Consider the following 24,157-nt stretch of genomic DNA (forward strand, 5'->3'; position numbering starts at 1 on the left):
CTATTATTGCTGAACATGAAGCCTTTGATCTCACCGGTGACAACTTATGCAAAAAACTTTTCTGAAATAGACAAAGCAAATCGCCTGGGGTATTTGAAAACCCCCAGCGCTTCGCCTCAGTGAATATCCTTCGGTTTTGGCTGAGAGAAACTAGAACTGAGAATCTCCCACCGATGCTTCGCGCTAGCGGTGGGAGAGCTTCAAACTTTCTGAAGTCTCTAAAGCATTAATCAACACCTACCTGAATCTATGTCACAACACGTCACTCCAAAAATTGCCACCAAGTCCAAAATTGCCTTCATCGACTTGATTCGACCAGAAATGGGAAATCCTTACTTCGGCGGACTTGAATTGCAAAAAGCAATCGAAGTTTACCGATGGATGTGTCAGACAGCACAACCCTACCGCTCTCACCGCACTTATCATGGAAACCCCTATGGCAACGACGCGATCTCGTTGCTCAACGGTCAACCAACGATTGTCGGAAACGATTCAACACCAAATCCATTTACTGCCAACTGGGAAGAAGAAATGCGCTCCCGGTTTCACAGTGTTTTATTATCAAACCTAGCGCAACCCGAGGCAGAACGATGGAAGCACGACTACCAAATTAATTTGATGAAGACTCGGATAGTTCCAATGCGATACTACGCAGAGCAATTGCCGCAATATCCGTATATTCAAACTCGCGGATTTCGAAACGCTATTGACCAATTGTTCTCTCTGCTTGGACGCAGTTTGAACTACAGTCCAAACCCATTCCATCTAGAGGCTAAGGTCATTTCTGAAATCAAGTTCAACGTTTATCCAACTTATTCGATCGCCCTTCACTACGGTTATCACATTACCGATTACACTTCCTGGTGTGTGTACTTCTACGCTCAACCCGATGAATTACTTTATGACTGGGCAACCCGTGTGTACGTTGAAATACTATCAAAACTGACTCCAGAAAGCGAAGATCCTCCTGCCAACCTTTACGCGTGAAGGCATCATGACAATTCAGCCAAGCTGATTTAAACCATTGGGATGATTTGCTCAATAGTAGGGATGGTTCCTGCCTCACTTAAAACCGCTCTCGATCTTCGGATTGAGAGAAGCCCGCGATGGACTGCCTAGCAGTCCGTCTCGGGAGTGTTCACTGCAAGGCTTGAACAGAAAGTAGAAAACTGCCAATTTGAAATTGATCACCCACAAGAATTAGACGCGCTTGTCCAGCTAAGACAGAAACTCCATTTACATAGAGTCCAGCCTTACTATTGAGATCCTGAATCAGATAGCCTTGGGTTGAAAGCATAATCTTGGCATGCTCCCGGCTGACATCAATTGAATCAAGAACTAAGTCAGCAGTATCCGAGCGTCCAAGCAAACACTCTTGACAATCTGAATTTAGAGCAACAAAAGCTGACCGAAACTCCTTAGTAACCAGATTCACAACTTTGAATTCAAGCATAAAGATTATCAGAAAGTATTTTTGTAATTTGCTCGAATACTGGAGTAGGACGTGGTCAAAATGTTTTCGACAACAACCCGACCTGTTATGAAATCAAAGCATCCCCCTACCAACTTGATCCGCTGCTCATCTAAAAGCCGAGCAACAATGTTAGATTGTCGAAGTTGGTCAAGTTGAAACAAGATATTCGCTCGAACGGCATTGCTAATTACATCACCAGGCTGCCCTCGACTCATCGTTGCAGCAGGTTGAATTGCTTCTACTAAGGTCCTAATATGACCAAAAGGCAGACTATTCCCTAAAGCCGCACTGACCGCACCGCAGCCGCTGTGACCTAGAACAAATAGAATCGGAGTCTTCAAAATCGACAAACCATACTCGATACTTCCTAACTCCGTTGAAGCAACCACATTACCAGCAACACGAACAATAAACAAATCGCCCAAACCTTGATCAAAAATAATTTCGGGCGGAACCCTCGAATCCGAGCAGGTTAAGATTGTTGCAAAGGGAGTTTGTTTCTCGGCAAGTTCACTCAAACGGTCGAAGTTTTGATTTAAACGAGAAAGCTGATTGGCAGAAAAACGACCATTTCCGACTAAAAGTCTCCGTAGTGCAGAATCGGGAGTCAAGAATGGGCTAGAAGCAGAATGACGTAAAGGCTTGCTTGCCTGATTGGAATCAACAAAAACCATAAAAAACCATCCTAATTGAGAAAATCCCACTCAATTCTCAAATGAATCGAAAGGGAAATAAAAACAACTTGTTAGATAACCGTGTGGAAACAAATTCGACTGCAGTATCACAAGGACATTACAGCAATATCGCATCACCAACGAATTTGCAGCACAACCGCCAAAAGCAACGACTGAATTTGCAAGGTAATCACTGTCAACGATCGCCAATATCGTGGATCATTGGCATCAACATCAACTAGCTTCCTTAGATTAAAATCTAACTCAATAAGATGGGTTCTGCTAAATCTAACGTCAAAAATCCGCCTTGTGGAAGAACTAGCATCGAATTTAAGCAATAGTCATCCTTTGACCTCCAGTGATCCCCAAGACTTTTGACCCACTTCCATCTTGCAGTTTAATCGTAAGGCGGGCTAGCCGCTCTATTCACCAACTGCTTTGTCAACAAAGCAGTTGCTGGACGCAGCCCAATGACCTGAAGTTCGAGCGATCTCTGATTATTCCACTCGTTTAATCTCAATCGATACGCTACATCTACCCAATCCGGTAAGGGATAATACATTGCCCATCGCCAAGCAATGGCTGTAATTTGATGCCCGGATGCCTGCCGAAGCGTAAATTTTAAGTGATCGCGACCCGTAACCTGTTGCTCAACCACCTCTAATCCAACCGAACAAAAAATCGGATCGGGATTGCCCATGCCACAAGGCTGCAAAACTTCCAGATCATCAAAAAAATCGAGCGTCATCTGAGACAAATCAACTTGAGCATCAATCTCGATCATCGGTTTGAGATGATGAGGTTGCAACCAACGTTGAGCAAAACAACCCAAATGCACTTGAAACTGCGGTAGCTGGGATGCCATTAGAGAAAATCCGCCTGCGGATCGATGACCTCCATACTTCAGCAACGAATCTTGGGCTGATTCTAGAGCCGCAAAAACGTCAAACTCCGGAATGCCCCGCGCTGAACCTCGAATGATTTGACCATCTTCCTCATAAGTCCCAATAAACACAGGAACACCGTAGCGTTCAACCAATCGAGAAGCAACAATCCCAATAACACCCTGGTGCCATCCCTCTTGAACCAACACTAGAACACGATTTCGATACATTGCTCTTAGTCCCTGTTCGCAGAGTGCAACAGCTTCGTGTTCAATCTGTTCGCACAAAGTTTGACGTAACCGATTTACGCGCTCACACTCGATCGCTAACTCCATTGCTCGCTCAGAGTCATCCGTCGTCAGTAATTCAATCACAATACCTGGGTCAGAAATTCTGCCACAAGCATTAATAATAGGCGCAAGGGAAAAAGCAACCACGTCAGGTTTTAACCTCGAGTGGCAAGCTAAACCGACCACCCGAACTAACGCCTGAATACCTGGATTTTTAGATTGAGGTAAAATCTTCAATCCACGCTTAACCCACCGTCGATTTACACCGGTTAAAGGCGCAAGATCCGCGATCGTGCCAAGAGTATAAAATTCTAGTAGCGGCGCAATCATACCTTTTCGTTGAAACGCTTGCACCAAAGAGACAGCCAAGATATAAGCTACGCCAACGCCAGCTAAACCTCGATAGGGGGAGGATTCCGGGAGTAATTTAGGATTGAGAATCACATCGGCTGTCGGCAGAACTGGCGGCAAATCGTGGTGGTCCGTCACAATAACAACCAAACCTAGCTCTTGCGCTAGCCGAATTGCATCATGAGCCGCAATTCCATTATCGACTGTCAAAATTACTTTGAAACCTTCTTTTACAGCTTCCTCTACCATCCGTTTATTGATACCATAACCCTCTTTCATCCGGCTAGGAATGGCATAGTCCGCTTGTCCACCTAAAGATCTGAGCACACGCAGCAGCAAAGCAGTACTAGTCATGCCATCCGCGTCGTAATCGCCGCAAATTGCAATTGGCTGTTTTGATTTGATAGACTCCACAAGGATACGAACAGCAAGTGCTAGCCCCTTAAATTCCTGTAAAGGAGGGGGTAAGTGAACCCGCTCAGGATTGAGAAACAGTTCTGCTGCTGCTGCGGTCAGTCCGCGACGCAGCAGGATCTGAGTCAATACTGGATTCAATCCAGGAATAAGAGTTAACTGAGATCTTGCACCATTCTCAATAGGGGTTGCCAAACGCATCAAAATTTGAAAAAAAGGGCGTAGAAAAAATAAATGGACGGTTATGGAAACCATCGTTGTACACGCCCAATCGCTAGTGTATCGCCTCCTTTGCTTGATGCCTAGCAGTTATCAAAAAGACAGTCTAAAAGCCGTGTTTGGACTATTTCTCGAAGCGCTCGGACATCCGTTGCCGCAGCACACTCAAGTCAAATCTGCGAGTTCACTCAGCCGATTCTTGAACCACTACTCGTGGTCTACGCGCAGCGTGATTCGCGCCACCCGCAAAGCTGTGTTTGAGCAACTGAGGGAGCATCCCCCACGCACAGACCTGCCCCTACGAGTCCTCATTGACCTGACAACATTGGAGAAAAGCGGCAAGTTTTTGCATCTGAGTACGCCAACTGAGAATCCAGATTCGCCTGACCCGTGGGTGCGAATGCTCAATGGCAAGCGTGGTCTGCATCTGGTTGTGTTGTATCTCAACTATGGCAATTGGCGCATTCCTTGGAGTTTCCGAGTCTGGAGAGGCAAAGGCAAAGCGAGTCCCGCACAGTTAGCCTGTAAGCTCTTAGCAACTGTCCCCACTCGCTTGGCGACGGGTGCGCCTGTGATTGTGCTTGCCGACACTGAGTTTGGCACAGTTGAGTTTCTTCAAGCCGTTCACAACCGAGGTTGGCGTGCAGTTGTAGGAGTGCGCTGGAATCGCAAATTGCAAGATGGCAGTAACCTCAAGCAGTTTTACCGCCTCGGCAAGCGGGGAGCGCAAATTAGACTCCAAGGAATTACGTTTGCACTGACCGTCTCTTGGTTCTGGCTCAAACAAGCTGATGGTAAACGAGAACTGCGCTTTGTCGTTTCCACCTACCCTTACTCTGGAGTCTATCTCGTGCGCTTAGGACGCAAACGGTGGGCAATTGAAGCCTTCTTCAAAACGATCAAGCATCGCTTTGGGCTACATCGCTTTGGTCAGTCTACAAAGCGAGGAGTCTATCGCTGGTTGATTCTGGTGCTGATTGCTTATCTCCTTGTCCATTGGATTCATCAAAGCACGTTACTGCCTCAACTCGATTGGAAGGTCGCCAGTGATTTAGCGCTGTCCATTTTGTTCGCTTCTGTACTGTGGTTCCAATTTCTTCGACACCTGCGAAGTACAACTCATATTGCTGAACGTTATCAGTTTGAGATTGTTCTCAAATCACGACCATTGCTCGCTTATCAGGAATGGTGCAAGATCTGAGTTAACTCAGAATCAGAAGGCTCTGGACATTGCCAACGATGAACAGGGAGGTGAACCAACATAAAAATTATCAAAAATCCGAATGCACCTAATCATATCGGATGCCCACTCATTAGCTATCTTTTTTCAAAAAACTAATTTCAATTAAACTGTAGCTTTCTCGTTCTTTATGGATATCTCCTTCGATCTAAAACAACCCCTTGGAAAAGACTCGCAGGCTAAAATCAAGACCCTACAATCTGAGCTTGCAGAGGGCACGATCTTTTGTGCCAACAATCCTTGTGAAACTCCAGCAACACACATAATCTTACCCTCCATAACACCCGTTTGTTTCTGCTGCCAGTCCGCATATCGTTGGGGTCAGGCAGACTTAACTGCAACACTGATAGAGATCGACGTGCTAGAAGCCTACAATGCCCCTAGCATGGATCTTTAAAACAACATCTAAGGAGAACTTAATGACAACCGGCAACTTAATTGGACAAAGAGTTTCATACGATTTCACTCCTGCTTGCTTAAATTGTGCACTTCAGCAAGATTGCAAAACCAATCCTAAACACGAAGCCTTTCCCTGGTTCTGGCACTGGAGTCACGAAACAAAACAAGTTGATTCAACCAGCAAACTCATACTTGCATCATGGGTTGGAACAATCGCACATGGAGAAGATCATACAGGCTGCAAGAAATACAAAGTCGCTAAGGAAAGCTGCTTACCCTTGACACCTGAACAAGAAAACTACCGGCAACTCTGGAGTCAACTGCATAACATCGAAACTCAGCTTAGGTTTTATCGCGAAGACACAGTTGTCTGGAACAGCAGCGCTGATGCACTTCAAGACCAATGGAATCAAATCTGTGATCAGATTACTAACTGGGAAGCGGTACACTCAGCCGAAACGACATGACAATAAAAAAGCCCCGAACGTATTCGGGGCTTGATTCAGGGTGCATCTACCAATACAAAGATACTTCAAGAAAACTATCGCGCTCATTTTTTTTACGATGCGATCTTCGCCTGATTCTGAAATCTCTGGCGTCAATCTCCGAATACACCCTGACGCAAAGCAATATCAGCTCTGCCGACTCAGTTTTAACAAACACAAATAATCTAGAAGAAGAGGTAGGTCAACAATTGCGTCATTAGTACAGCAAGTGCCGCAAACGAAAATGATCGAACAAGATAATCAGATCGTTGTTCCAAGGGATAGTTTCGGCTCAACACGAAAACTTCTAACAAACCATAAGGGACTACCAGTAATTTTGCGATGCTTAGTCCGTAAACAATACTAATTCCAGCAGTCAAGTGCACCAAATAAACAAGAGCAGGTGCAACCAGTGAAGACAGCGAAAAAATCACAAGCAGCAGCGAGGGTCGAGTGAGCGAGGGCAACGATAAAGATTGTAGTGAAACCGCCTGAAGAGTTGAAGAACAAGCTGTTTCTGCGGCTTTTAATTGCTGTTGTGCCTCGATCGCGGACTTAAATCGCTTCTGCAAGTCAGGAGCAGTCATTTTTTGCAACCACTCGTTCAATGAAGGCGGAAGATTAACACTGGATTCAAATCGAAGCCACAAATTCTTCGGAGAAGAGTCAATCAAATCGCACCCAGTTGCAAGACAAATTAAGGTCATTCCTAGAGAATACAAGTCCGATGCTGGCACCGCTACTCCTTGATAAAGCTCCGGAGGCATATAACCCTCCGTTCCCACCACCCCGTGGTCTACTCCAATTGTTGCAGTTTGAACAGAAGCAAAATCAATCAAGTAAACGCTGCCAAGAGAAGATCTTAAATCCTCGCTAATTAAAACATTACTAGGCTGAATGTCGCAGTGAACAACCGACGGGTATAACCCATGCAGATAAGTTAGGATCTGCAACAATTTCGCCGCTATCTCGTAAAAATCTGACTCGCTAAACACACGCCCTCGCTTTAGATGAATGTCTAACGAACAAGCAGGAATATAAGCTTGGACAAAAACAAATCCGTTGCGTTCCAGATCATTCAACTCAAACTGATCGAGATAGCAAGGAATCGAAGCATGATGAAGCGATTGTAAAACTTGAGCTTCTCGCTCAAATCGCCACAAATCCTCCCAAGTAAACTCCGCTCCCCAAACCAGAATTTTGAGTACAACAAGCTGACGGCACTGCAGATCTAGCGCTAACCAAATTTGCTTCCCGAAACGACAACTTAGCAACCTTCGAAGTTGATAACGCCCCTGAAGAATCTGTAAAGTCCAATCGCTGTCGTGTTCACGCCAATTCATGCTGTTCAAAAACAAACGACAATGCCTCATTTTAACGAAACCAATCGGACAGCGACCGCTGCCCTGTTCGCGCCAATCGTGCCATCACACATTACGCATCATGTCACAAACAGCCCAGATCGAACTCTTTCAGATGCGGGACTTCCTCACTGTTCCTTACGAAGTTGCCAGCCTGCAGGTCTCAAGTCAAATTCAAAAGCATCTTTGGGAACAAAAACCGCTCACAATTAACAGCGTACGCAGATGGATGAATCATGCTTTCGGAGGCAGCGATGCTTCTGGCTATTGGAACTGGAAAGACGCAACCGAAGCACAAGAATGTGCATTTGTTCACCTACTAAAACAAAACCAAAAGGCATTTTTAGCGCCTTCATCCGACGTAATGCCTCTGCTTGCGATCATCGAAAAGATGGGACTAACCCACAGCGTCCGAACTCAGGAAAGCATACAGCTTCAGCAATTTTCAACTCCTCCTCAAATTGGCTATTTAGCGGCGCTCTGCGCCCAGATTACCCAGAATGACTGGACGCTCGAACCTTCGGCAGGAACAGGGATTCTGGCAGGATTTGCAGAACTATTCGGATCGCGATTGGTTCTGAACGAAATCGACAAGCGTCGATTACTACTACTCAAAAAGCTATTCCCAGGCTTAACCGTTTATTCTCATAATGCAGAGCAAATCCACGACTACTTATCAGACACGATCGAGCCAACCCTGGTTTTGATCAATCCTCCGTTTTCTGCTTCACCGAACTTCGATCGACGAAATCCACTCGCTCTTGCAGATCATATTCGTTCGGCACTACTACGATTAACAACGGGCGGACGCATGGTGCTCATCGCAGCTTCTTGGTTCACCCCCGAGAGTCCTAGCTGGAATCGAGCCTTCCAAGACATTCAGCCCCTTCAAATTCGTTTGAACGCTTTGATTACGGGCGGAGCTTATTACAAACATGGAGTCACCCTGGACACACGATTGCTCGTAATCGATAAAGTTCCGTCTGACGCATTTTCCACGTTAGAAACCGAGTTGAGCTTCAAACGTTGTTTAATTCATCGGAATGGGGAAACAATCAAAGCCAAATCATTCGATGCAGATGAGATTGAAAAACTGTCAGCGCTACCTGCACGAGGAACAATTCAATTTAGAGAAAAGAAAGCGTCCTCACTGCCCCGAAAACCAATTCACCTGAAAACTTGCCCTACCAAGGCAGAATTTGGCGACATCCCGAGAATCGCCCAGCAAGACACACAGCCGATCAAATACGAAGTGTTGAAAACCCCATCGCTTACAGTAGATATGGGAGACACCCTTTATGAAACATACGCACCAAAACGAATTCGCATCGAAAACGCACATCCTCATCCAAGCCTCTTATGCGAATCGATCGCGCTTTCTTCGATCAGTCCCCATTGCCCAACCTATCAACCGATTTTACCCATTGGCATTGTTGAGAACGGAGTCCTTTCAGAAGCTCAACTCGAATTTCTTATCTATGCTGGAGAAGCCCACAGCGAGTATCTCAAAGGACACTATCGCGTAGAAAACAACTGGGAAAAGGTTATTCTTACAACCAAAGATGCTCACGGAGCCGTGCAGTTTCGCCGAGGAGTCTTTTGTGGCGACAGTACCGGAGTCGGTAAAGGAAGAGAACTTGCAAGTATTGCGCTTGATAACTTTTGCCGAGGAAGAACCAAAGCAATCTGGATCTCCAAAAGCGAGAAACTGATTCACGATGCCCGACGAGACTGGTGTGCGCTAGGCGGAGAGACAAACGATATTATACCACTATCCAAATTCAAACAGGGAGACACAATCACACTCAAACATGGAATTTTGTTTACAACTTACGCAACATTACGAAGTCCAGAAAAACCAGACAAAAAATCACGACTAGAGCAAATTATTGATTGGCTGGGAATTCGATTCGACGGTGTGATTTTATTCGATGAATCTCATCTTTTAGGAAATGCAGCAGGAAGAACCGGGCGTGGAGGAAATGCCTCACTGCAAGGCATCGCAGGCTTAAAACTGCAAAACGCGGTACCAAATGCCCGGATTGTTTATGCTTCAGCGACTGCCGCTAGCCGAGTTGCCAATCTAGCCTATGCAAACCGTTTGGGACTCTGGAGTAGCGGAGATTTTCCATTTCCAACAAGAGACGACTTCATCGAGAAAATTGAAAGTGGCGGAGTCGCCAGCATGGAAATCGTCTGCCGTGATCTCAAAGCATTAGGACTCTACTTTTCCAGAAATCTAAGCTTCGATGGGGTCGACTACGAGCCGCTCGAGATCGAGCTAACCGAGGCACAAATTGAGATCTACAATCGCTATGCTTACGCTTTCCAAATCATTCACCAGAATCTAGAAAGAGCACTGGAGCTTAGCAATATCACAAATAGCCAGGGAAAAACACTCAACAAAGATGCGAAACGAGTTGCGATCGGAATTTTTGAAAGCTTGAAGCAGCGCTTCTTCGAAGGATTAATTACCTCGATGAAATGTCCAATGCTGATTCGGGAATTCGAGCAGGACCTCGAAAATGGCTACGCCATTATTGTTCAACTGGTCTCCACAAACGAAGAACTGATGGAACGACGGCTTGCCGAGATTCCGGTCGAGGAGTGGAATGATCTTCACATCGACATCACGCCTCGCGAATATCTGATGCGATATTTAGCAAGAGGATTTCCCACGCAGCTCTATGAAAAATATACCAGCAAAGATGGAGAACTTAAGTCACGACTCGTCAAAGATACCAATGGTAATTCGGTCATTTGTCGAGAGCTTGTCGAACAAAGAGATCGATTGATTGAACAACTCGGTACGCTTCCTCCAGTTAACGGTGCGCTCGACCAGATTCTACACCACTTCGGCGAAGACATAGTGGCGGAAGTAACCGGAAGAAGTCGCCGGATTCTCTGCGACAAATCCAGCGGACGACTGTATGTTGCCTCTCGTTCTGCTTCAAGTAACATTACGGAAGTTGATGCATTTCAGGGCGACAAAAAGCATATACTGTTATTTAGCGATGCGGGATCGACGGGTGCAAGCTATCACGCTGATCTTAACTGCCTCAACACCAGACGTAGAAAGCATTATCTCTTGCAATCTGGCTGGAAAGCAGAAAATGCTATCCAAGGACTGGGACGATCAAACCGAAGTAATCAACTATACGCACCTATCTTTCGACCCGTCGTTACAAACGTGCGCGGAGAACGGAGATTCCTATCCACCATTTCTCGTCGCATGAATGCTTTAGGAGCGCTAAGCCGAGGACAAAGGCAAACCGGTGGGCAAGGACTATTTAACCCACGCGACGATCTTGAATCTGTGTATGCTCAAGCAGCGCTTGAAACCTTTTTTAGTCACCTAGCAGACGGAAAAGTCCAATGTTGTACTCTTGCGCTGTTTGAGTCTAGCACTGGTCTTCAACTAATGACCGAGCAAGGAAGATTAAAAGACGAATTGCCAAAAATTTCAACCTTTCTCAATCGGATTCTAGCGCTACCAATCAATCTACAAAACTCGCTGTTTGAATACTTTGAGTTGCTGATCGACAGTAACGTTGAATCCGCGATCGCAACTGGGCGATTCGATCAGGGAGTCGAAACCTTAACAGCAGAGAAACTACGAGTGATCAAAAAGGAAACGATCTACACTCACCCCAATGGTGCACAAACCTACTGTGCCCAAATTGAAAAACTCGAACGCACCTTTGTCAGAACGAGTGAAGAAGCTAAAGCAATTATTGGAGGAAAACTTTTGGTTAATCAACGCAGCAAACGCGCCTGCGTCTGCGTTCCTGCACCCACCACTATCAACCTGGATACCGGAGCTGTTATCGACCGAGTTGAACTAATTTATGCAGGCAATAAGACTCGCATCCCGATCAGTGAACTTGAAAACTCATGTTGGCATGAATCCAGCGAATCACTCTGGAAAGAGCGTTGGGATAATGAAGCCAACAAAATTCCTGAGTTTTCATCGAATCGCTTGTTCTTAATTTGCGGACTACTGTTGCCAATCTGGAATTATCTCGATTCTGACTCCGTTCAGGTCTTTCGCGTTCAGTTGGAGACCCAGGAAAAACTGTTGGGACGGATTGTTGAAGCAGATAAGATGACCCAGCTAGCCGAAACACTGGGACTTCAACAAATTCAGTTAACGGGAACAGAAATCTACAATCTCGTGTTCAAAGAACACAAAAACATCACGATCGCGCCAAACCTACAGCTCCGCAAAGTTCGCGTTCGGGGTGAGCATCGACTTGAACTAGGAGGTTCGGCACTCAGCTTTGAAATCGGAACAGAACTCAAAACAATTGGGGTCTTCGCTGAAGTTATTGAATGGAAAACGCGTTATTTCATTCCCACTAACGAACAAGGAGCAAATATCGTCGAACAAATTCGTAAAATGCTGTAACAGGGTAGAGCCAGGCTAACCTGGCTCTATCATCGAGCGAAAAATCATCGGTTTAGCAACTCAAATTGGTTAACTTTTAGCTGGTTCAGAGCGGCGCTTGCTATTGTGCAGTAAGCAGAGAATCAGAAGCAATCTTCAACACTTTACTCAGCAACTAGTATTGTTCGGTCAAGAACTTTTCTAGTGAACATCTCAACGACCCTACAATAGCAAAACCAAGTTGCACTCTGAAAACTGAATATACAATTCAATCCCCCAAATTCATGGCAAGCGACCGCTGCTGCCTTGTCCATTAGCCGGAGAAGAACAATGAAACTAGTGATTGGTGATGTGCATGGTGATTTTCACGCCCTTCAGTCGCTGCTGAACTTTGCCAGTCCAGCCAGCAATGACCCGCTCTTTTTTCTAGGAGACCTCATTGATCGTGGAACTGACTCTAAATCAGTTGTAGAGTGGGTACAACAAAACCAACAGGCAAAAACCCTGCTTGGTAACCACGAAGATATGTGGCTGCAAGTCATTCGCTCGCTACTAAAAGAGCAGCTCAGCGACGAAGAAAACAATGCCGCTCGGTCTTGGTTAATTCCTGGAAACGGAGCAAACGCTACCCTGCACAGTCTCGGATTCAAAAATTTTGGTGAGTTTATCTGCCAACCCGAAAAAGACTTAAGAGCTTGGCAAACCTGGTTAGAATCACTACCGTTATTTTTTGAAATTGACAACTTTATAGAGAACAGATCTAGGCGGTCCTGGAACCCAAAGAGGCAAAACCGTTTGCTGGTCAGACGAAAACTGGGAAACCCTTCAACATCTTCATCAGCAAGCCAGCATCACCTCTCAAGCACTCGTTCGGTATCTCAACCAGATCAGCACTTATCCAGAACCAAAAGAACACTAATCAATCCAATGAGGCTTAGGTGTGGGCAACCCAGTAAAACCAAGAGGAACATCCAACCGATGAATAATTCAATTGAGTGGAAAGAGTTATGTCCTTCCGATCTACCAACCTTAGTTCTGGCGATCGAGGTCAACCCACAAATCATTACTAACGCGCCTTCGTTCAAATCAAATCGCGAGTGGTTTCCGTTCAACTTCGGTCGCGAATGGTTAGCAATTCGCCATCAAACTGGAGGAATAGCCGTTCACGAGCATTACCTGTTTGCATCAAAGCTCAGAACCACACAGCGCATATTCGATAACATGAAGGCGCTAAGCGACTACTATTGGGCATCGAACATTGGAACTGCAGGTGAACCAACGTTAAATTCGCTGATCAAGTATCGGCAACAGTTAAAGGAGGTTTTGGGAGTTGATTGTAATCAGAGCTATGCTGATTTTCAAGAAGGCTACTATCCGATCGACCTTGAGTTTATTTCCAAACTTACAACTGAAACACTACCAAACAATCTGGAAGATTTACTAGAGCGTTCAACAACCAAGCGTCAACACTGGGAACAGTTCGCGTGGCAGTGGAAGCTTTTAATTTTAACAGAGAACAGCGATTAGAAGTCGCTCGTGGAAATCAACAACAAGAGCAGCTAAAGTCTACAAATGCGGGTTTTCTGCTTCTTTAGTAGTATTTCCGCTGGAATGAATGTACTTGCTGCTAGGCAATCGAACACTGGCTTGTATTCCACAAGCTAAATCAATCACCAATCCAAATTTCTGAGACAATCACTCAATTTTCTCGTTCCCAACTAGGTTAAATCGCCACTCTGACTCTCCATACCACATCCTTTTCACGCGCAACCTCAAATTACCATCCAGATCCTTATTATGAAGCGCTATTTTCATGGTCCCACAGATACAATTTCCCGATTTGCCCACATCACAGACAGCAACAAAAGCAGCTTCACCAGAGATCAAACCAGACCGACATTTTCAGAAAACCAGGTTGTACCCATTCTTCATCTATCACTACCTAGCTCCCAAGCAACAAACAGCAAAGAAGGATTCCATCTAAGGCAGATTAGCCAACATCTGAAAAATGGAGTCAATCACGGAAATGGACAGTGGATTTTTCATCTTTCTAAACCCTATCAGGCATACAGTGTAGAAAACGAATCTGTTTTAGAGTTAGCTTCTACCTTTGAGATGATTTGGCAGTATCTCAACATTCAAGAAATTAGCGTCGAACATCTCTTTTTTAGCCTGGGACATCGGGAACTCGGATGCTGTCACGATACTGTCCTGTTGTGGTTATATAATTGGGAATCCGATCAAAACAATTTACCTGTTCCAACGCTGACACCACAAACCACAGAATGGTCGGTCTTCATGCTTTCAGAAAGAATAGACGAGACCTGCACAGCGGTTTTTGGAAAAACGTTTGCGGATCTTTATCCACCACTCGATAAAACATTACCAAAAATTTTTCAAGAGTACTTCAACTTACTTTCAAACGCACCTCAAGAAGTAAATTTAGTAGATCTTGTTTGGATGATTAAGGGCGATATCGATCTTATTGATGGCAAAATTTAATACCCCATAACAACTTTATCTTGGCGGTATCACTGCACGATTTAGGCGACGGAACAACATCAAAGGTTCCGCCGCTCGTTCTATGGATGTAACCCTATGATTGTTTTAAGCGCACTTCCTCACCAACAAACCCTGCTTGAAAGCGGGATTTTAGAAGGCAAAACCAACGCTATCATTCAAGCCCCGACTGGATTTGGTAAAACTCAGTGCTCTCAATATGCAATTCAGTCCCAGTTAGAACAAAGACATCGCGTTATCTATTTGTCAGCAACTCGCGCTTTAGCAAACGAACTTTTTGAAAGTTGGCAAAACACGTTTACTCCACATCCGGTGGGGATTTTCACTGGAGATTTTTCAGTCAAACCTCCGGTTTCTTTAGACACTGCCAGGGTCATGATCTTAACGCCAGAACGACTTGATATCAGCCTTCGATTTTGGAAACAACAGATCAACTGGTTGAGCGAAGTTACGCTTGTCATTGCCGACGAAATTCACCTAATTGACCGCTCAAATGGTCGCAGAGGGGTATGTCTAGAAGCAGCAATCTACCGCTTCTTGAGGTTTAATCCATTTGCTAGAGTGATCGGACTCTCTGCAACACTTGGAAATCGCGAAGAGCTAGCTGACTGGCTTCAAGGAGTCCATTACCAGTCGAAGCATCGGCCCGTTCCTTTAACGTGGGAATTCGGACTGTTCAAAAAGGCATCACACAAGCCAGAAGTTGCGATTGAATTTATTGATCGCAGCGTCAAAGCAAACGAACAGATCATCGTCTTTGTTCAATCGCGACGGCGAGCAGAATCACTTAACAAAACTATCCAACACGCCGGGTACCGAACAGCCTTTCATCATGCTGGGCTAGAACTTGACGATCGTCGCCGAATTGAGTCGCAATTCCGCACTCAGCAGATCGACGTTTTAGTGGCTACCCCAACCCTAGAACTAGGTGTCAATTTACCGTGCCAAACCGTGATTTTATATGATGCCCAACAATGGAGCCAAGGACAGTATAAACCCTTGACAACAAACACAGCGTGGCAGCGAGCCGGAAGAGCCGGACGATGGACAACGGGCAACCAAAATCAAACTCCTGGAAAAGCAGTTGTTATTTGTCCTCAATGGAATTATCAATCTGAACGGCAATATCCGAAAGGACAATTTGAGCCAATTCAATCTGGACTACCAAACTATCTCCACGAGCAAATTTTAGTCGAAATTGCCAGTGGGTTTTGTTTTACCGTTACACAACTAAGACAAGCATTTAGCCAATCGCTCGCTGCTCACCAACATCAACCGCTTGCGATCGAGAAAATCGTTGAAGAAATGCTAGAAGTTGGAATCTTATATGAATCCAACTCAGATCAATCGCCCAAGTTAAACGCTACAGCTCTCGGACACATTGCAAATCGACATCAACTGCTTCCACAAACCCTGAAGATAATTCATCAGATGATTGAAAAAGAACCCATCCTAGAGTTGTTTGATTTGTTGGTTGTTATTGCCCGATGTCCGGATTTTAGTTTAGCCATCTCACCTGATTACGAACATCTAGAAAGTTTTGCAGAAGCACTCCAGAAAGAACCTTCACGACTACTGGACCTTCCAAATGCTGATGTTGAAACACTGCTTGAACTAAAAGGAAAAGCGGTATTGACCATCTTCAACATCGCCCATATCTGCAGAACCTGGACTCACAACGGCAGTAAAACTACCACCGCAACCCTCTGTCACTGCTACCCCTTCGAAGTCGGGCAGATCCAGGAAGAAATGATCCGATTATTAAAGGCTCTAAGGGACTTAATTCCTGTGCTTGAGTTCCCAAATGAAGCACATCAGAGACGTTTACAACAGCAAGTTCAGATTCTGACTCAGATGGTAGTCACTGGTTTAAATGAGCAGAATGCAACACTTACCCTGGTTAAAGGGTTAGGTCCAAAAGCTGCGCGGACGCTCGTTGATGCTGGAGTCCAAGATATTGAAGATCTAGCGCTCACCGAGCCGCAAACCCTAACGGCTATTCCAGGAATCGGAGAAAAGCGAGCAGCAACATGGGTAGTAGAAGCCGAAAACTGGATCAGCCAACACTACTCGGCGTACAGTTTCCAGGGTGAAATTCCCGATCGACCGACACTCAAATCAGTTTTGCCAAAAGAGATCGATGTTTATGTTTTCAGACGCGCCTACGAACTGAATGTAGAAGATCATCAGAGCTACTATGTCGTTTCAGGTGGAGAAGACAAGCATCGGGTCTACAGATCGCCAATCTCGATTTGTGACTGCGGCGCAGACTCGACTCAACCCTGCAAACATAAAGTAGCAGTTGGCTTACACTTAAAAGACCCAGTTCTTACACAAGCCTTGCAGTATGCCAACACAGGTAAGAGTGCATCCTTCGATGTCTACCAACTCTGGTGGAAAACAAGTTTAGACTGGGAAGTCTTTCGATGAAGCTTTACTTTAGGAGTAGAGGTTACTATTTCTGTTATTTTGAAGGTCAAGATCATGCAAGTATTTCTCATTGTCCTATCTGTTTGCGCTGGAGTGAGCATCAGCATTACCTGTGGCTTTGTGTGGGGAAAAAAGCAAGCCTTAAGAAAGACGCGATCTCAGATCAAAAGACTTGCGTTCTATGAAAATCTTTGGCGCGAGAAACAAGGCAAAACGCCGGAGCTAGAACACTACCACTTTATTTCACTCGACGGCGGCGAAACCTGGATTGCCGTCGAGCAAGATGAAAAAGGATTTCGAATCGTCGGGGAATTAGAACCAATCCACACTTCAGAGAACCCAAATTCGTCTAGAGAAACCCCAAATTCATTTGGTCATGCCGTCAAATTTCATAGTCCATTTCAATCTGAAATTTACCGACGAGCAAAATCAAAGTTCAAGAAACTGTAACTAGCTAGAGGTTTGGAAGAAGACAGTATTTTCTTGAAGAACAAAATCCAGGCAGTTTGAGATCGCCGCTTCATTTATGTTTGCACCCCTGAATATTGGCAACAATAACCAAGGAAGTTGCAGAGAAGTCGTTCAATCGAGATCAAAAACACCAATTCAACTACAAGCTAAAACTGCCTTATACTTTTTTCACCTCAACAATAACCCCCCTATGTCTCAACCCATTGCTACGATTTCTCAACCCAGACTGCTCGAAATTGTGATTAGCCCAGAGCAACTAATGTCTGGATTGACCTTCACCTTAAAACCGTCCCACGGACTAATCGGCTTTTATATAAAACACCAAAACTGTCATTTTTTGCTTGAAGAAAATGATGTCAACACGCACTGGACTTCAGACGACTTGGGATTACCCCGCAACAGCATCCGAACTTACTTCACTGAATATCCTCGGCGCACCGCCGCTCAACTCATTCGAGGAGAAAAGATACAAATTTGCCTAATCGACACGCAATCAATCCCACACCCAGACTTTATCAACCTTTAACCCACAGATAGGTCTTCGAGAAACACAACCTGCGATGGGAGAACAACCAGTGTGCTGCGAATGTCACCAATTCTGTCTGATACAATGCAAACAGAATCGGTGACATTCAAGTTGACATGATGGAAACAGCGCTAGAGGATTTCTTCCAAGACTGCTGTCTGAGCGATCTTAGACAGTTCTTCGCCCCCTGTCTCACACTCAAACTCGATTGCGACGGAAAGAGCCAAATTATTCACACAATATTAACCCTTTCAGAAATTCCACATCAGTGCTACGGCGGATCCGCGTACTGGAATCATCATCAAATTTATCCACATTGGTGGATTGAAATCACGTCCAATCAAGGCAATCGATATCAGATTGACTATGCCCTAAATGGTCCTCTCAGCCCAGCAAATCAGAAATTTCCCTCTGGTATCTTTAGGCTTACAGAAGCACCAGAACTGAATTACAAGGGGAAAGAAACTGAAGTCTTACAACTAAACATGATTCCTGGATTGTTTGAAGTCACTCAGATGGATCTAGAGCATCAAGACCGCCAGAATGTCCCAATTCCGCTTATTTCACTACAGGAGTGGAGAAAACATAACCACTCTCATTTTGGAAACTAGCTTACGACAAAAGCAATTGTTTTTTCTGCTGAAGAAAGCGTTCGTAATCATTTGAGATCGAAGGCAGCACTAATTTTCATGCTTCTGTCTCAATGAAAAACACGAATTTGAGTAGCATTAACCTGGACGAGGACTAAAAAAGGCTCTATTTTTCTGGCTACCGCCAGGGAGACTTAGGTCTGCCGCGCCAATCTTAGTTTTCAACAAAATGGGACACAGCCGCTGCAGGTTGGCGACAACTGTAGCAACCAAATTAGAGTAGCAGATAACGGTTACAATCCTTGCCGCTACACAATTTTTAGGTGTGATTATTATTAAAGCTACTAACAAAGAAAAACTTTGCAGCTACGGCTGGCCAACCCTAAAATTAACGCTGTCTTACCGGAAAGACACAGAGGTAGGCAGTCGGTTTCCACGGCGGATGTTCATTCCATTTGGCGGACACAACAACCCTCCTCGGTTTACTTCAATCATTCCAATTCATGAGTACCGATCTTATCTTTGCAGAAGTAAAACATCTCCCTCAGATCAAAGCGCTTGCAGATCGTCATCGTAAAGAACTCAGTTTCACCGAACGATCTATTCTAGAACAAGCAGTTCGCCACCAGGAAATCTTGATTCATCCACACGGATTCTTACGGTTTCACCATCGGCGAGATTCTATTTCAACACTGCACCAGATCTGCGTGGATCCTCAACATCGACGACAGGGCATCGGTAAACAACTGATCGAGCAATGGGAACAACTCGCACGAAAGCAGGGAATACGACTGCTACGGCTAAAATGTCCGATTCATTTATCCGCTAACGGTTTCTATGCTCGATCCGGCTTTTATCGAGCAAACATTGAGTCTGGAAAAAGACACAGTCTGGTTATCTGGCAGCGAAATATTCTGGCGGTTACTCCGGATCGCCCGTCATTTATTGCTTCACTAACAGCCTCTCCGTCCGAAATTGAGTCGCTAATTCAGCTATGGAATAGCAGTGCAGACACCCGGTTTCCGTTTGAGCAGATTATCTATTCTCCGATTCAATGCAGCTCAGCAACGAGCACTTATCTACGATCGCAGAAAGACAATCCAAATAACGGTATCTCAACGATTTGGCTTGACTCAGGAGCGTATCAAGTTCAACAGGGCAAAATTAATTATGCAGAACTGCTCGAATTCATCAGCAACTTTTACCCAAAAAACGCTTGGGCAGATCATTTCGTGCTGCCAGACATTGTTCCTTTGAGCAGCGATCAACCCAGTGACGTTGAGTACAAAGTTCAACAGACCCTATACCACTGTGAGCAGTTTTTTACCAAAATGCCAGAACAAATTCAGCAACGAGCAGTTGGTCCGGTACAAGGACGCACACTCAAACAGATCCACCAGTGCGTCGAAACATACAGCCGTCTAGGAATTGAAAGAATTGGCTTTGGCTCCTGGGGAACATGCGGTCCAAATGGCAGTATAAATACCCTCTCTCGGCAAAGCCTTGCTTTATTCAAAGAAGTGCATGCTCTAGCCCGAGAACACCACATGACTCTGCACTGTTTTGGCATCGGCGGACCAAATAGCCTAGCACAATTAATAAAGAACCAAACCATTCCTCATTCCTTAGACTCAAGCTCTTTCTGGAAAGCAGCAGGGTTTGGTAATGTCTTTATGCCGCATCATCCTCAGATCCACATCACAGTTCGTCGAGGAGTTGCAACGACTCAAGTCGGCTTCGAGGAATTGAAAAGGAGTACTGGACATAGCTGTAGATTTTGCGAAGACATTACACTGCTGCGTAACAGCCGCAACTATCGAGTGCTACATAATCTCAGCGCTTGGTTAGACAGTCTGCAAGTCTGCCACACCGATCCGAATCCACTGGCTCATCAACCAGCAGCCGGATAGGTTTTCTAGCTTCTTGCACATCCACTAATTTGCATCCGCTGTCTGCAAGGATTGGTAAAAACCAAACCAACGCTCAAGCAACTCAGCATCCCAGTCAGAAAACCAATTTTCCTGAGCGGGATTCTCATCTCCAAACTGAGACTTGAACAACTGTCCCACTTCCGCAATTTGATCGAGCGTTTCAAGGTCATTTCCTTGAGAATCTTGATAAACCTGCCGATACCAGCCTCTTAAATCATTGAGTGAAACCCAGGCACCAGACGTTTTAGCTGTACAGGAATCCTGTCCTAAAACAACTTCAAATGGCTCTATCTGTTCAAAATTTGACTCTGGATCTTCAAAAAATGAACCTTCTTCAACCGGTGTTGACGTGTAAAACAAAGAATCAGTGGTTTTCACAGAAGACGATACTCTTTCTGACAAAGCTGTTCGATCGACCAGCCAAGACCAACCACTCCAATTCTCTGGCAGATCAACAACCGTTCCTTGAAATGCCTCTGCAAGCGATTGCGCTGCCGCGAGCACTTCGAGCACTTCATCTTCTACAACAACCTCTTCTATTTCCTGACTTAACTTTTGCTCGTTTGAAAGTGCTCGCTTTCGCATCGCAGCCTCCGCGTGTGATTCGCATTTGCTTCACTTTAACAAATCGAAAAGAGTTCTAGATCTGATAATGAAAAAAGAACTTTCAGCACAACATTCCTCAACTCAACCGTAGTGAAATAGACCCGCGTCAAAACAACGAATTTACAACTACGGTTCCAGATGAACCTTTTAACAGGTAACCGTTCAATCACCTTCACTGACGAGTCAGGAATAGCAAATTACTGCTCAAACACTCGTTTAATCGGCAAATTCAAGTCTTCTTGTCCCTAATTCCACTCATTATCTAGTTATGTCTACTGAAACCGGCTGGCTGCTCATTTCAACTCAAGGATTTGCCGCACTAAACCAAGCACGACCCCCTCAACATTTGGTCAAGGAACTGGCTCAAAATGCCTTCGATGCAATCGGGGATCAGCCTGGAGAAGTCAAACTCAACTACAAACATAAAGAGGGATTCTTTCATGTACAATGCAAAGATTCCGGCAGCGGAATCGAGAATTTAGCCGATCTTCGAATCGTCTATATGACGCATAAAAAAGATAGCTGCCGCAAACGTGGTCGATTTGGGCGGGGATTCAAAGAAGTATTATGCACCGCACGTTCTGCAAAAGTCGCATCTGGCAATCAAGCCATTACATTCTTTGAAGAAGATGGCATTCAAAAAACCCGACAAGCAACGCTTAAAACTCCAATTTCTGGAACACTTGTCGACATGATCATGAACTGGGAAGAAACCTTGATTTCTGAGTTCGACGAATATTTTAGTCGCTTCTTAACTCCTGCTCACATTCAATTTAAGATTAACGGGAAAATCGTCGAACCGCGTCAACCTCAATACACAGTTACAGCAGCACTTCCCACAGAAGTTTTTGATCCGCAAAGTCAAACCTGGAAGAAGCCGGTGCGTAAAACAGAAGTTGAACTTGTACAGACTGCTCCAGGTGAAACACCGTTCTTGTATGAAATGGGAATTCCAGTTGCCGAAGCTGAATGGACCGTTGCATATCATGCAAATGTATTATCTCGAGTGCCAATGAATCCTAATCGCGATGCCTATGCAAGCGGTTACGCAATCAAAATTCACAGCGCCTGTCTTCCAGTCATTCTTTCCGATCTGAACGCAGAGCAAATCAAATCAGACTGGGTAGGCATTGCTGGAGCCAAGTGCGAAGCCGATGTTCAAAAGCAGATTATTCGACAGGCTTTTGGCTCCAATATTGTTCGATCCGTCCCTAACATGGGCAAGCGTGACTTTGACGATGATGCTCAACGCAGTCTCGGTGCTGAAATTGTCAAGACTTCTCAGATGTCAGGGGGGTTCCGGCAAATGATCAAAAGCCATGTACCAAGTAGCAAGGAAGTCGTCGAAGAAGTTGAAACTGAGATCGCGAACCAAGTTGCTGAAGAAAAATTCAGCACTCAAGACGTAAACCACAGCTCGATCGACGAGCGACAAATGTGGATCGATAAGCGCGGCGGAGAATCTAGAGTCAATGATTGTTTAGAATTTGCCGTTTGGTTTTGTCAGCAGCTACTGACCCGATCCAAGATCAAAGGTCCCGCTGTTCAAGGGCATCTCGCACTTGGCTCCAAGCCTAAACAATTTGGCACAGTTATCTCAACGTTTAGCGCTCACTGGAGCAGCAACAATGATCTGACCTTAGCGTTAGAAGTTGATTGCTTTTGGGAAAATCCAACCGGTGCTGAAAGCATTCAGATTCTGATTCATGAATCTAGCCACTCACTGAACCACAATCACGGTCGGCAATTTCACCGAGAAGTTGAACGACTGGGCGGCGTTGCATCTGAAATCATGTTTCTTCATAGCACATATATCCGTGATCGTTGGGGACACCTGATTCCAGCGTCTTGAAATTCAACACATCTTAGATTTTTGCGGCATTGCAATTGTAGACAATCGCTGCAATCTTGGTAAAAAAAGCTGGAATCATAGAGAAGCCAAGAAAAAAGCTCAACTCAATAATCGAGTGGGTTTTGGTGCTGAGATCAATGTCTGTTTCGGATGCAGACCAAGTTCGTGGGCGCTGAGTTTGAGCCGTTACCGGGACTGAAGGTAAAGTTCATTAACGCAGGGCATATCGTCGGTGCCGTATGTATTTATCTTCAATACGCGGTCAGCACGATGCTCGGACTGAAGCATCTGACTTACAATTTCAAGCGATTCGTGTATCATCAAGCTCAAATTGCGACTTAACAAGAGTCGAGCATCAGCGCTGATGCTCTATTTTGAAGCAAATGGCTCTACTTCACTACTACGGCTCAAACATTTGTACTCAAGAAATAGATTTTTCGAGGTTCCCATTACTGTAAACAGTACTATTAGTTCGAGTTGAACAAACCATGAGCAAAAAGCAAGGCAGTTCCGAATGGACTGAGAAATGGGGTGAACCCACAAAACCTGTTCGCCTGCCTGATTCGATCGCCAATGCTGCAAAAGCGGAACTAGCAGAAGGTACACCGATCTCAGTAGTGGCAGAAAAAGCAATGCAAGAAACCAAGGTCTGCGCTTGCCAGAATCTCTTGCCGCTTTCCTACAGCAGGAGTTAGAAGAGGAGCAAGAAGAGCCACTCACCTTGACGTTTTTGCAGGAGATCGCAACCTTCGCGCGAATGAAGCGTAAACCTTTATCCGTAGCTGAAATCAGAGCCACAATCATCGAAAAGGAGTTATACAGTAAGACACTCATCTTAAGGGAAATCCAGAGCAAGCTAGATAAATACTGCCGGAGAAACCTAGCATCCACCATCGAATATTTCATCGTCGATTCAGATAACCGACGCTACTGGCTGATCAACCGCTCAAGCTTAACCTTGCAGAGTTACAGCGGCAAACAAAGTCGGTAAACGTTGATCTCGGAGCGTTGCAAAAGTAGAATACGAAGCGACTCCAGCAGCAGGCATCGGTG

20 protein-coding genes are annotated in these 24,157 nt (G+C 45.1%); 15 read left to right on the forward strand and 5 right to left on the reverse strand.

Going from position 1 to position 24,157, the window contains the following annotated elements; translation table 11 throughout:
* The first annotated feature begins 249 nt into the window (after positions 1 to 249).
* The gene (locus ACQ4M5_RS00355) at positions 250 to 987 is read left to right on the forward strand and encodes a hypothetical protein (RefSeq protein ID WP_430673612.1); all 738 of its coding nucleotides are present in this window, start codon (positions 250 to 252) and stop codon (positions 985 to 987) included.
* A gap of 151 nt (positions 988 to 1,138) precedes the next feature.
* Here ACQ4M5_RS00355 and ACQ4M5_RS00360 read toward each other — a convergent pair whose 3' ends face one another.
* The 3 genes from ACQ4M5_RS00360 to recJ all read right to left on the reverse strand — a co-directional run bounded on the left by ACQ4M5_RS00360 (position 1,139) and on the right by recJ (position 4,288).
* Positions 1,139 to 1,453, reverse strand: coding sequence for an FHA domain-containing protein (locus ACQ4M5_RS00360; RefSeq protein ID WP_430673613.1), 315 nt, complete (start codon positions 1,451 to 1,453; stop codon positions 1,139 to 1,141).
* A gap of 8 nt (positions 1,454 to 1,461) precedes the next feature.
* Entirely contained in the window at positions 1,462 to 2,148 is a 687-nt protein-coding gene (locus ACQ4M5_RS00365; RefSeq protein ID WP_430673614.1) for a carbonic anhydrase, read from the reverse strand.
* A 397-nt stretch (positions 2,149 to 2,545) separates the two neighbouring features.
* Positions 2,546 to 4,288: a single-stranded-DNA-specific exonuclease RecJ gene (recJ, locus tag ACQ4M5_RS00370; protein WP_430673615.1), complete on the reverse strand. Its 1,743-nt coding sequence runs from the start codon at positions 4,286 to 4,288 to the stop codon at positions 2,546 to 2,548.
* A 43-nt stretch (positions 4,289 to 4,331) separates the two neighbouring features.
* Here recJ and ACQ4M5_RS00375 point away from each other — a divergent pair, with 43 nt between their 5' ends.
* Both ACQ4M5_RS00375 and ACQ4M5_RS00380 read left to right on the forward strand, forming a co-directional pair.
* Entirely contained in the window at positions 4,332 to 5,507 is a 1,176-nt protein-coding gene (locus ACQ4M5_RS00375) for a transposase (protein WP_430673616.1), read from the forward strand.
* Between the two features lie 458 nt (positions 5,508 to 5,965).
* On the forward strand, positions 5,966 to 6,412 hold the full coding sequence (locus ACQ4M5_RS00380) for a hypothetical protein (RefSeq protein ID WP_430673617.1): 447 nt from the start codon (positions 5,966 to 5,968) through the stop codon (positions 6,410 to 6,412).
* A 203-nt stretch (positions 6,413 to 6,615) separates the two neighbouring features.
* Here ACQ4M5_RS00380 and ACQ4M5_RS00385 read toward each other — a convergent pair whose 3' ends face one another.
* The gene (locus ACQ4M5_RS00385) at positions 6,616 to 7,773 is read right to left on the reverse strand and encodes a serine/threonine protein kinase (protein ID WP_430673618.1); all 1,158 of its coding nucleotides are present in this window, start codon (positions 7,771 to 7,773) and stop codon (positions 6,616 to 6,618) included.
* Between the two features lie 100 nt (positions 7,774 to 7,873).
* Here ACQ4M5_RS00385 and ACQ4M5_RS00390 point away from each other — a divergent pair, with 100 nt between their 5' ends.
* From ACQ4M5_RS00390 to ACQ4M5_RS00425, 8 genes are all read left to right on the forward strand, one after another.
* Complete coding sequence (locus tag ACQ4M5_RS00390) at positions 7,874 to 12,199, forward strand: strawberry notch-like NTP hydrolase domain-containing protein (protein WP_430673619.1); 4,326 nt, start codon at positions 7,874 to 7,876, stop codon at positions 12,197 to 12,199.
* Between the two features lie 318 nt (positions 12,200 to 12,517).
* Entirely contained in the window at positions 12,518 to 13,705 is a 1,188-nt protein-coding gene (locus ACQ4M5_RS00395; RefSeq protein WP_430673620.1) for a metallophosphoesterase, read from the forward strand.
* Between the two features lie 270 nt (positions 13,706 to 13,975).
* Complete coding sequence (locus ACQ4M5_RS00400; RefSeq protein WP_430673621.1) at positions 13,976 to 14,680, forward strand: hypothetical protein; 705 nt, start codon at positions 13,976 to 13,978, stop codon at positions 14,678 to 14,680.
* A gap of 96 nt (positions 14,681 to 14,776) precedes the next feature.
* Positions 14,777 to 17,128, forward strand: coding sequence for a DEAD/DEAH box helicase (locus tag ACQ4M5_RS00405; protein WP_430673622.1), 2,352 nt, complete (start codon positions 14,777 to 14,779; stop codon positions 17,126 to 17,128).
* A 54-nt stretch (positions 17,129 to 17,182) separates the two neighbouring features.
* A complete protein-coding gene (locus ACQ4M5_RS00410; protein ID WP_430673623.1) occupies positions 17,183 to 17,578 on the forward strand; it encodes a hypothetical protein in 396 nt (131 codons plus the stop codon).
* 211 nt (positions 17,579 to 17,789) lie between these two features.
* Positions 17,790 to 18,125 carry a hypothetical protein gene (locus tag ACQ4M5_RS00415; RefSeq protein ID WP_430673624.1) on the forward strand — a complete coding sequence of 112 codons (336 nt, stop codon included), beginning with the start codon at positions 17,790 to 17,792 and terminating at the stop codon, positions 18,123 to 18,125.
* Between the two features lie 116 nt (positions 18,126 to 18,241).
* Positions 18,242 to 18,736, forward strand: coding sequence for a hypothetical protein (locus ACQ4M5_RS00420; RefSeq protein ID WP_430673625.1), 495 nt, complete (start codon positions 18,242 to 18,244; stop codon positions 18,734 to 18,736).
* Positions 18,737 to 19,218: 482 nt separating this feature from the next.
* Positions 19,219 to 20,625 carry a GNAT family N-acetyltransferase gene (locus ACQ4M5_RS00425; RefSeq protein WP_430673626.1) on the forward strand — a complete coding sequence of 469 codons (1,407 nt, stop codon included), beginning with the start codon at positions 19,219 to 19,221 and terminating at the stop codon, positions 20,623 to 20,625.
* A gap of 24 nt (positions 20,626 to 20,649) precedes the next feature.
* On the opposite strand, the gene ACQ4M5_RS00430 is transcribed toward ACQ4M5_RS00425, so the two are convergent.
* On the reverse strand, positions 20,650 to 21,231 hold the full coding sequence (locus tag ACQ4M5_RS00430) for a hypothetical protein (RefSeq protein WP_430673627.1): 582 nt from the start codon (positions 21,229 to 21,231) through the stop codon (positions 20,650 to 20,652).
* Positions 21,232 to 21,520: 289 nt separating this feature from the next.
* Between ACQ4M5_RS00430 and ACQ4M5_RS00435 the strand changes: the two genes are divergently transcribed.
* The 4 genes from ACQ4M5_RS00435 (at position 21,521) to ACQ4M5_RS00450 (ending at position 24,095) form a co-directional block, all read left to right on the forward strand.
* Positions 21,521 to 23,104 carry a hypothetical protein gene (locus ACQ4M5_RS00435; protein ID WP_430673628.1) on the forward strand — a complete coding sequence of 528 codons (1,584 nt, stop codon included), beginning with the start codon at positions 21,521 to 21,523 and terminating at the stop codon, positions 23,102 to 23,104.
* A gap of 150 nt (positions 23,105 to 23,254) precedes the next feature.
* The gene (locus tag ACQ4M5_RS00440; RefSeq protein ID WP_430673629.1) at positions 23,255 to 23,446 is read left to right on the forward strand and encodes a hypothetical protein; all 192 of its coding nucleotides are present in this window, start codon (positions 23,255 to 23,257) and stop codon (positions 23,444 to 23,446) included.
* A gap of 146 nt (positions 23,447 to 23,592) precedes the next feature.
* Entirely contained in the window at positions 23,593 to 23,799 is a 207-nt protein-coding gene (locus tag ACQ4M5_RS00445; protein ID WP_430673630.1) for a hypothetical protein, read from the forward strand.
* The gene (locus ACQ4M5_RS00450; RefSeq protein ID WP_430673631.1) at positions 23,760 to 24,095 is read left to right on the forward strand and encodes a hypothetical protein; all 336 of its coding nucleotides are present in this window, start codon (positions 23,760 to 23,762) and stop codon (positions 24,093 to 24,095) included. Before ACQ4M5_RS00445 ends, ACQ4M5_RS00450 begins: the two co-directional genes overlap by 40 nt.
* Positions 24,096 to 24,157 lie beyond the last annotated feature (62 nt).

It is taken from the genome of Leptolyngbya sp. AN10 (assembly GCF_050565645.1).
Classification (GTDB): Bacteria; Cyanobacteriota; Cyanobacteriia; order Leptolyngbyales; family Leptolyngbyaceae; genus Leptolyngbya.